8 protein-coding genes are annotated in these 9,269 nt (G+C 69.3%); 1 reads left to right on the top strand and 7 read right to left on the bottom strand.

The genetic code is table 11. From position 1 onward, the window contains the following. The 7 genes from VHK87_RS13395 to VHK87_RS13365 all read right to left on the bottom strand — a co-directional run. The coding region (locus VHK87_RS13395; RefSeq protein WP_329635394.1) for an NAD(P)(+) transhydrogenase (Re/Si-specific) subunit beta at window positions 1–448 on the bottom strand (448 nt) is incomplete at its 3' end. An 8-nt stretch (window positions 449–456) separates the two neighbouring features. After that, complete coding sequence (locus tag VHK87_RS13390; protein WP_329635393.1) at window positions 457–774, bottom strand: NAD(P) transhydrogenase subunit alpha; 318 nt, start codon at window positions 772–774, stop codon at window positions 457–459. Window positions 775–825: 51 nt separating this feature from the next. Then, entirely contained in the window at window positions 826–1,956 is a 1,131-nt protein-coding gene (locus tag VHK87_RS13385; RefSeq protein WP_329635392.1) for a Re/Si-specific NAD(P)(+) transhydrogenase subunit alpha, read from the bottom strand. A gap of 78 nt (window positions 1,957–2,034) precedes the next feature. Beyond that, window positions 2,035–3,750: a glycosyltransferase gene (locus VHK87_RS13380; protein ID WP_329635391.1), complete on the bottom strand. Its 1,716-nt coding sequence runs from the start codon at window positions 3,748–3,750 to the stop codon at window positions 2,035–2,037. A gap of 145 nt (window positions 3,751–3,895) precedes the next feature. Continuing rightward, window positions 3,896–5,242, bottom strand: a complete 1,347-nt coding sequence (locus VHK87_RS13375) for a calcium-binding protein (protein WP_329635390.1) — start codon at window positions 5,240–5,242, stop codon at window positions 3,896–3,898. Window positions 5,243–5,464: 222 nt separating this feature from the next. After that, window positions 5,465–6,835 (bottom strand): HlyD family type I secretion periplasmic adaptor subunit, encoded by a 1,371-nt coding sequence (locus VHK87_RS13370; RefSeq protein WP_329635389.1) that lies wholly within the window; start codon window positions 6,833–6,835, stop codon window positions 5,465–5,467. Further along, complete coding sequence (locus VHK87_RS13365; protein ID WP_329635388.1) at window positions 6,832–8,559, bottom strand: type I secretion system permease/ATPase; 1,728 nt, start codon at window positions 8,557–8,559, stop codon at window positions 6,832–6,834. The genes VHK87_RS13370 and VHK87_RS13365 overlap by 4 nt, the downstream gene beginning before the upstream one ends. Window positions 8,560–8,790: 231 nt before the next feature. Between VHK87_RS13365 and VHK87_RS13360 the strand changes: the two genes are divergently transcribed. Continuing rightward, on the top strand, window positions 8,791–9,269 hold a 479-nt coding region (locus VHK87_RS13360; protein ID WP_329635387.1), incomplete at its 3' end, for a DUF6270 domain-containing protein.

Below are 9,269 nucleotides of genomic sequence, written 5' to 3'. Positions count from 1 at the left end.
AGCCGGTGAAGGTCACCGCCCCGATCGCCAGGCCCAGCGACAGCTCGACCAGCGAGATCAGGTGGACGTGCCCGGTGGCCGCATCGACGATGCCGTAGGCGGCGGGCGTGTGGATCGCCGCGACCGCCACCAGGCAGGCGGCCAGGCCCACCAGGCTGTGGAAGGCGGCCACCAGCTGGGGCATCGAGGTCATCGCCACGCGCTTGGCGATCACCGCCCCGATCACGCCGCCGATCGCCACGCCGGCCGCGATCAGCCCCAGCGTCAGGGCGTCCAGCGCCCCCTGCCCCCAGAGGGTCAGCAGCACGGTGGCCACGGCGATGGCCATGCCGATCATGCCGTTGCGGTTGCCGGCCTGGCTGGAGGCCGGGCTGGACAGGCCGCGCAGGGCCAGGATGAACAGCACGCCCGAGACGAGGTAGGCGAGCGCGGCGAGGTTGGCGTTCATGGGCGCGCCTACTTCTCTTTCTTCTTGTACATCGCCAGCATCCGCTGGGTGACCAGGAAGCCGCCGAAGATGTTGACGGCGGCCAGGGCGGCGGCGATCGCGCCCGAGCCCTTGGAGATCAGCACATTGCGGGTCAGCTCCCCGCCGTCGGTGTGGGCGGCGGCGGCCAGGAGGGCGCCGACGATGATCACCGAGGAGATGGCGTTGGTCACCGCCATCAGCGGCGTGTGCAGCGCCGGGGTGACGCTCCACACCACGTAGTAGCCCACGAAGATCGCGAGCACGAAGATCGCCAGCCGGAAGACTGTGGGATCGACCGCATCCATGGTCAGAACCTCGGTTGAATGGGCTTGCGTGGAAGCGACAAGGCCCGCGCCCTACTGAAGCGCGGGGTGGACGACGGCGCCGTCCTTGGTGACCAGGGCCGCCTTCAGGATCTCGTCCTCCCAGTCGGGGGCGAAGGCGCCCTCCTTGTCGAGGAACAGGCCGGCGAAGGCGAACAGGTTGCGGGCGTAGAGGGCCGAAGCGTCGGCCGCCACCCGACCGGGCAGGTTGGCGAGGCCGACGATGGTCACCCCGCCCTCGGTCTGGAAGATCTCGCCCGGGCGCACGCCCTCGACGTTGCCGCCCTGCTCCACCGCCAGGTCGACCAGCACCGAGCCGTAGCGCATCGAGGCCACGTGCTCGGCGGTGACCAGCCGCGGGGCCGGGCGCCCAGGGATCAGCGCCGTGGTGACGACGATGTCCTGCTTCTTGATGTGGTCGGCGACGAGCGCGGCCTGCTTGGCCTGGTACTCGGTGCTCATCTCCTTGGCGTAGCCGGCGGCGGTCTCGGCCTGCTTGAACTCCTCGTCCTCGACGGCGACAAACTTGGCGCCCAGGCTCTCCACCTGCTCCTTGGCGGCGGGGCGCACGTCGGTGGCGGTGACCACGGCGCCCAGGCGCCGCGCGGTGGCGATGGCCTGCAGGCCGGCGACGCCCGCGCCCATCACGAACACCTTGGCCGGGGCGATGGTGCCGGCGGCGGTCATCATCATCGGCATGGCCTTGCCGTAGGCCTGGGCCCCCTCGATGACGGCGCGGTAGCCGGCGAGGTTGGCCTGGGAGGACAGGGCGTCCATCACCTGGGCCCGGGTGATCCGCGGCACGAACTCCATGGCGAAGGCGCTGGCGCCCTTGGCGGCCAGGGCCTGCAACGGAGCCTTGTCCTGGTGCGGGTTGAGCAGGGCCACGACGATGGCGCCGGCCTTCAGCGCGGCGATCTCCTCGTCCACCGGCGCGCGGACCTTCAGCAGGACGTCGGCGGCGCCGATCGCCTCGGCCGGGCCGGCCGCCAGGGACGCGCCGGCGGCCTCGTATTCGGCGTCGGGATAGGAGGCGGCCATCCCCGCCCCGCGCTCGATGGTCACGGAGAATCCGGCCCCGACCAGCTTCTTCACCGTCTCGGGCGTGGCCGCCACGCGTGTTTCGCCGGCGCGGCGCTCCTTGGTGACGGCGATGACCGGCATGCCTGTCGAATTCCCCCTGCTAAGAGCGGGCGGACCTTAGGAATCGCAGCGAGGCTTGTCCAGCAGACCGGTGCTTTTTCACTCGCCGGGGGCCGGTTGCGGCGCGGCGGCGGCGGCCGGGTCGGCGTCCGCCGCCAGCTCGGGCCGGGCCAGGATGGTCAGCACGTCGAACTTGACCATCCAGAGCAGGCCCCGCTCGACGACGTTGGCCCGAGGCCCAAACGGGGCGACGAGCTCGCGGACGCTGATGTGGCCGTTCCGAGAGACCGCCTCGAACACCCGCTCGGCCTCCTCGATCGACGGCAGGAAGCCGCTCATCATGGTTGCGAGGTCGTGGCTCAGCCGGGCGCGAGCGGTGTTCCAGGTCAGCCCGGGCGCGATGGCCAGCCGATGGTCCGGCTGAAGGGTTTCGGTGGGGTAGCCTGCGAACAGGGCGAAGGGGTCGGGGCGGGTCGGACTGTCCGACGGGCCGACCACGGCGTCGCCGCGGCGTATCGCGGCCAGCCGCCGCGCGTTCTGCTCGGCCCAAAGCGCCTGGTACTGGGGAATCACCACCGACCAGTCGAAGACCTCCGCGGCGCGGCGGCGGCCGGCCTCGCCCATCCGTCGGCGCAGCTGCGGATCGAGGATCAGCTGGGAGATCGCCGCCGCCAGTGGGGCGGGATCGACGGCGGTCACCTGGGTCGTGACGGCGATATAGGCGTCGTAGGTGATGTTGTCGGCCGCATACTGGTAGGCGAGATCGCGCCCCAGGCCCGGGCGCGGCGCATAGGTCGGGATGCGGAAGCCGTCGAGGCCGTGGCGGACGGTGTCGCGATAGCCGTCCCAGTCGCTGACCACGACGGGGAGGCCGGCGGCCATCGCCTCGACGGGCGTCAGGCCGAAGGTCTCCTGGATGTTGTCCGACAGCGAGATGAAGAAGTCGCCGGCCGACCAGATGGAGAATCGCACGTCCGCCGGGCGGCCGTCGATGGCGATGTACTCCACGGACGGGCAGAGGGCGCGGGTCAGGCCGTGGGCGCGGGCCGCCAGGGCTTCGGTTTCCGACCAGCCGGCGACGATCCAGTAGAGCTTTGTCCCGGTACGCTCCGCCGCCTGCTGGAGGGCGATGGCGGCGGGCGCCGGGTTCATCTTCCCGCTGACCGACACCCGGCCCATGGAGAAGGCCACGACGGCATCCTGCGGGACCCCGAGCCGCTCGCGCCAGCGCTTGCGCGCCTCGGGGTCGGGGGCGAAGTCGCCGGCGTTCACGCCGAGCGGAATGGTGGCGACCATGGGGGTCGCGAAGCGGGTGGCGCCGAGGCGGGCCCTCAGGTCTTCGCGGACCAGCTCGAACTGGTGCTCGGTGCTCTCTCGGACGGCGCGCGAGGTGCAGATCAGCGCGTCCCAGGGCTCCACCGGGCTGGTGAGCAGGTCTGAGAAGGCGTCCATGATGCGGTGCGTGGCGGTCGTGTGGGTCACGCCGCATAGGGCGTAGCGGCGAGGTCCCAGGGGACGGCGCAGCCAGGCCTCCGGGCCGAAGCTCGGTCCGGGCATATAGAGGACGCCCGGCTCGTGCAGATCCGGGCGGCCCGCGACCCATCGGACCGGCCGTTTTGGCGGCTCGATGCGGGCCACCATCCGCTCCACGGCGGCGACCGGCTGTGGACTGATGTTCCAGAAGTGGAAGCGGTCGACTTCCGCGTGCCGCAGGAAGCCGCGCAGGAAGCCCTCGCCGGCCGACTGGCGGCCCATCAACCGGGGCGCGGTCGTGTCGTAGGCGTCCGGGTGGATCAAGATGGCCGCGTTCGACACCGCCGACGTCCTTCAGTGACGGCGCCAACGTGCGGCGCGCGGGCATGAGATCGCATCGCCGCCGCGCCGCGGCAATCCGGCCGTCGGCCAAAAGAAAAGGGGCCGCCTTGCGGCGGCCCCTTCCCGATCCCGAAGGACCGAAGTCTTAGACCACGAAGTTGGCGCCGGAGATGGCGTCCAGGTTCGTGTTCAGCAGCACCACCGCCGTGTCGGCGCCCGCGGTCGCGTCCAGGTTCATGAACACGATCACGTTGGAGCCCTGCTGGACGGCGATGACGTTTTCCGTCGCCGCCGTGTTCATCAGGGCCGGGTTGGCGCCGGCCATTTCCGCGTTCACCGCGGCCAGGAGGTCGTCCCAGCCCAGCGAGCTGGCGGTTTCGCCGTAAGTCGCGGCGACGCCGATGTCCATGATGTCGGTGGCCGTCCAGTCGGTGATCTGGTCGAGAGAGCCGGCAACCGCCGGGCTCGACGAGGCCACCGCCGGCGGACCAGCGGCCGGACCGGTGAAGAAGAAGGTGTCGATGCCAGCGCCGCCGGTCAGGGTGTCTTGGCCCAGGCCGCCGGTCACGGAGTCATCGCCGACGTCGCCGAGGAGGACGTCGTTGCCGGCCTGACCGCGGATGTCATCGTTGGCTTGGCCGCCGAGGACGGTGTCGTTGCCGTTGCCGCCTTCGACGTAATCGACGCCCAGGTTGCCCTGGATGTAGTCGTTGCCGTTTTCGCCGTAGATGGCGTCGTTGTCCTGACCGCCGAGGAGGGTGTCGTTGCCGTTACCGCCCTCGAGGTAGTCCAGGCCCTGATTGCCGTGCAGGAAGTCGTCGCCGTTGTTGCCGTACAGGAAGTCGTCGTCCTGGCCGCCGTTCAGGGTGTCGTTGCCTTCACCGCCGAAGAGGTCGTCGGACCCCATGTCGCCGTTCAGCAGGTCGTTGCCGCCTTCGCCGTACAGGTTGTCGCTGTCTTGGCCGCCGAGCAGGGTGTCGTTGCCTTCACCGCCGTACAGGTCGTCCGAGCCGAGGTTGCCGAGGATGTAGTCGTTCCCGCCGTTGCCCAGCAGGAAGTCGGCGTTCTGGCCGCCCAGCACGGTGTCGTTGCCCGAACCGCCGGTGATGGCGTCGGAGCCGATGTTGCCGTGGATGAAGTCGTTGCCGCCGGCGCCGTACAGGTTGTCCGAGCCGTTGCCGCCGTAGATGCCGTCGCCGAAGTCGCTGCCGACGAAGTTGTCAGCACCGGTGGTGCCGATCATCACCTGGCCACCGCCAGCGGTAGCGAAGGTCAGGGTTTCGCCGCCCATGCCCGAGATCGGGAAGGTCACGGTCTTGCCAGCGTGGCTGATCACCACGTTGACGGCTTCCGGGTTGAACACGGTGGCGTCGGTCACTTGGTAGAGCACCGACACCTGGTTCGCCGAACCAGCCGCGAACACGAGAGCGTCGGACGTCGAGTAGGTCGTCGCCTGCGCCTGCGTGATCGATTCAAAAGTATAAGTCGCCATTCTTCTCTCCAGTCTGTGTCACTCGAGCCCTGAAGGCGCCAGTCTACATCGAAGGATGAAGCGGCCCCCAGCGGCCCTCGCCGTCCACCACGCAGCTTCGCGGCGGAAGGTTAAACGAGCCCGTGGAAGACGTATCGGAAGGCTCCGCGTCGCGCAACATCAAAAAACACCACTGAATCCGCTCCCAAGGACCGTGTCATCGGCGCCACGTTTTACCTGGATTCACTCCTCGCGCAGGGCCGTGCGGATGGTGTCCGTAATGGGCCCCAGGATGTAGCCCATGATGGTCCGCTGGCCCGTGGTGATCATCGCCTGGGCCGGCATGCCGGGCGCGAGCTTCACGCCTTTCGGCAGCTTCCGCAGCTCCTGGACAGGTATCCGCAGGTCTGCGTTGAAGTAAGACGCGTTGGTCTTCGGGTCGATCAGGGCGTCGGCCGAGACGTGCACCACCTCGGCTTCCACCGGGGGCACTTTGCGATAGTTGAAGGCCGACAGCCGCACCCGCGCATCCATTCCCGGACGCACGTCGTCGACTTCCTCCGGCTTGATCCGTGCCGTGACGATCAGCGGCGCATTCGAAGGCACCACATCCATCAGCACCTCGCCCGAGCCGACCATGCCGCCCGGCGTGTGGGTGGCCAGGTTCAGCACATAGCCGTCGCTCGGCGAGCGGATGACGGTCTGCTGGTATGACTGGGTCGCCGCGGTGAGCTTGGGCGTCACCTCGGCCAGCCTGGCTTGCGACTCGCGGAGCGCCTCGGCGCCCTTGGTGATTCGCTCCTCGCGCAGGGCGGCGAGCTGGATCTGGGCCTCGGCCATCTGTTCGCGGTTGCGGCCGAGCTCGCCCATCAGCTGACCGCGGCGGCCGGCCAGGTCCGCCAGCGTCCGCTCGTAGCGCAGGATCAGCGTCTTGGGCGCGAATCCCTTCTCGTGAAGGGTGCGGTAGCCGGCCAGCTCCTCATTGGTCAGCCGGACCTGTTCGGCGACCGACTCCAGCTGGGCCTGAATGCCGCCGGCCTGGGCCTGGAACTGCTGGACCCGCTGCTGCAGCATGCTGGTCTGGCTCTCGTAGAGCGACAGCCGCGACGAGAACAGGAACTCCTGGTCACGGACCAGGGCGGCGACCGCCGGGTCGGACATGCGGGATGTCAGCTGCGGCGGGAAGGTGAGCGTCCGCTGGCCGCTGGCCTCGGCCTGTAGCCGCGCGCTCTGCGCCAGCAGGGCGTCGTGCTGACTCTGCAGCACGTCGTAGGCGGCCTTGGCCTGGACCTCGTCCATCCGCAGAAGCGGCTGGCCGGCCTTCACCATCTGGCCCTCGCGGACCAGGATCTGGCGGACCGTGCCGCCGGTGAGATGGCGCAGGGTCTTGCGGTTGGCCTCGACGCGCACCTGGGCGGGCGCGAGCACGGCCGCGTTCAGCGGCGCGACGGAGGCGAACAGCCCAAGGCCCAGCACGAAGACGCCGACCACGGCGCCGCCCATGACCATCGGCCGGCGAAGGCGACGCTTGAGGTCTAGGTCGACGACATCGCCGTCCTCGACGGTGAAGGCCGGCGCCTGGAAGGGCCGGGCCGGCCCGAGTTGCCTGTTCATCCGTTGGCCTCAATGGGTCTGACGGGGGCAGGCTGGATCACGCGATTCAGGACCTGGTCCCGCGGTCCGAACATCTGCACCCGCCCGTCGCGAAGGACGAGCATCTTGTCGGCCGAGCGGAAGATGCTCGGCTTGTGGGAGACCACGACCACCGTGCAGCCGCGTTCCTTGAGCGCCTCGAGCGCCTGGACGAGCGCCCGCTCGCCTTCCTCGTCGAGGCTGGCGTTGGGTTCGTCGAGCACCAGCAGGCGAACGTCGCCGAGCAGCGCCCGCGCCAGGCCGACCCGCTGCCGCTGTCCCGCCGAAAGGATGTAGCCGCCGTCGCCCAGGTCGGTCTCGTAGCCGGCCGGCAGGCGCAGGATCAGCTCGTGGACGTTGGCCATCTGGGCCGCGGCCACCACCTCCTCGTCGCTCACGTCGGCGCGGAAGCGGGCGATGTTGTCGCGGATGGTGCCGGAGAACAGCTCGGTGTCCTGCGGCAGGTAGCCCACGTGGCGGCCGAAGTCGCCGCGGTCCCAGGCGAACACGTCGGCGCCGTCCAGGCGCACGTGGCCGTTGTTGGGGCGGAAGATCCCGACCAGCAGACGGGCCAGGGTCGACTTGCCGGCTCCCGACGGGCCGATGACGCCCAGCGTCTCGCCCGGCTCGATCTTGAAGGTCACGCCCTGCAGGATGAACCGGTTGGCGCCCGGCGGGGCGAAGTTCAGGCCCTCAACGCTGAGCTGGCCGACCGGCCGCGGCAGCGCGGTGCCCGCCCGCGGCGGCTGGTACTGCGAGAGCAGCGCATTGAGCCGCTCGAACGCCCGCATGCCGTTGACGATGTTGTCGTAGGAGCCGACCAGCCGCTCGATCGGCTGCAGGGCGCGGGCGGCCAAGATCATGTTGGCGAACAGCAGGCCCGGGTGCATGTCCCCGCGGATCACCAGGAAGGCGCTGAGGGCGATGGTGAACACCTGAATGCCCTGGCGCATGAACTTGGAGAGGGCCTGCATGTTGCTGGCCCGCTCGCTGGCCGAGGCGCTGCGCTCCATGGTCACGGCCCGGAAGCCGGCCCAGCGGGCGCCCAGCGGCTGCACCATGCCCATGGCGCGCACCACCTCAGAGTTGCGCAGGGCCGCGTCGGTGAAGGCGTAGCTGCGCAGGGCGGCTTCGTTGGCCTCCTGCAGCGGCGGCCGGCTCAGGCGGTCCTGCATGACGGTGAGCACGAACAGCACACCCATGCCGAACAGGGTGACGAGGCCGATCCAGGGATCGATCAGGAACAGGATGATCAGGAACACCGGCATCCAGGGCAGGTCGAAGATCGCCGAGAAAGCCGGGCCGGTGAGCATTTGCCGGAAGGTGTCGAGGTCGCGCAGGGATTGCGACCTGATGCCGGGGTTGCCCCGCACCGCCGCCTCGAACAGCGCCGAGAAGACGTGGCCCGACACCCGCTGGTCCAGCACCTGGCCGTAGTTGACCAGCACCTTGGTGCGGAATTCCTCAATCACGCCGGAGATGGCGAAGGTCGCCAGCACGCCGATGGTCAGCACCACCAGGCTGGAGACGCTGTAGCTCGACAGGATGCGGCCGTAGACCTGGAAGGTGTAGATGGGCAGGGCCAGGTACAGCATGTTGCTGACCACCGAGAACCCCGCGGCCACGCCCAGCGGCGTGTAGCCTTCCTTGACCGCCCGGGTCAGCAGGTTGTCCGGCAGGGCGCCAAGGAGGCTTAGAAGTTTCATGCTGGCTGAACCGTTCCCGTACCGCTTGCAGACGTCGAGCCCCGGCGGGGCGCTGCCCTATGAAGCCCGTTCGGCCACACTTCTTCAACGGGCCTTGTGCGGAAAGGCGCCGCCGAGCGTCGGGGACAGATGATTGGCCGGCGGTTTGAAGTCAATGGCGCCGGCCGCACGTCGGCCTGTGTTAGAGAGCCGCAATCGAGGCGCAACTGAACCTGCGCGATTGGAGATTCCGTGGCCAAGGTCGCCATCATCGGCAGCTGCATCACCCGCGACATCTGGCCCATCCTCGAAGAGCCCACGCCTGAGCTCCTGTATCTGTCGCGCACTTCCCTGCCGAGCCTGGTGGCGCCGCCCGTCGTGGGCCTGGAGCCGATCGCCGACCAGCCGCAGGGCGGCATCAGCCGCTCGCAGCGTAACTCGGTGTTGGCCGACCTGCAGAAAACGGCCATGGAGGCGCTGGTCGCCTATCGTCCGACCCACATCATCCTCGACTTCATCGACGAGCGGTACGACCTGCTGCAGGCAGGCGATGCGCTGATCACCCACAGCTGGGACCTGCAGGAGTCCGGCTATCTGGGCCAGCCATGGGCGGCCGGGGCGCGGCGCATTCCCAGGACCTCGGACGAGGCCAAGACCCTCTGGCGGGCCGCCGCGCCGGCCTTCGTGGAGGCGCTGCGCACGCGCGGCTTGCTCGAGGCCAGGATCATCCT

This window comes from Phenylobacterium sp., from assembly GCF_036263695.1.
Classification (GTDB): domain Bacteria; phylum Pseudomonadota; class Alphaproteobacteria; order Caulobacterales; family Caulobacteraceae; genus Phenylobacterium.
The sequence above is the reverse complement of the archived record's forward strand: the minus strand, read 5'-3'. Positions and strand labels throughout refer to the sequence as shown.

Coding starts and splice junctions, on each gene's coding strand:
- VHK87_RS13390 (WP_329635393.1), bottom strand. CDS start 774: ATGGATGCGGTCGATCCCACAGTCTTCCGGCTGGCGATCTTCGTGCTC.
- VHK87_RS13365 (WP_329635388.1), bottom strand. CDS start 8,559: ATGAAACTTCTAAGCCTCCTTGGCGCCCTGCCGGACAACCTGCTGACC.
- VHK87_RS13375 (WP_329635390.1), bottom strand. CDS start 5,242: ATGGCGACTTATACTTTTGAATCGATCACGCAGGCGCAGGCGACGACC.
- VHK87_RS13385 (WP_329635392.1), bottom strand. CDS start 1,956: ATGCCGGTCATCGCCGTCACCAAGGAGCGCCGCGCCGGCGAAACACGC.
- VHK87_RS13370 (WP_329635389.1), bottom strand. CDS start 6,835: ATGAACAGGCAACTCGGGCCGGCCCGGCCCTTCCAGGCGCCGGCCTTC.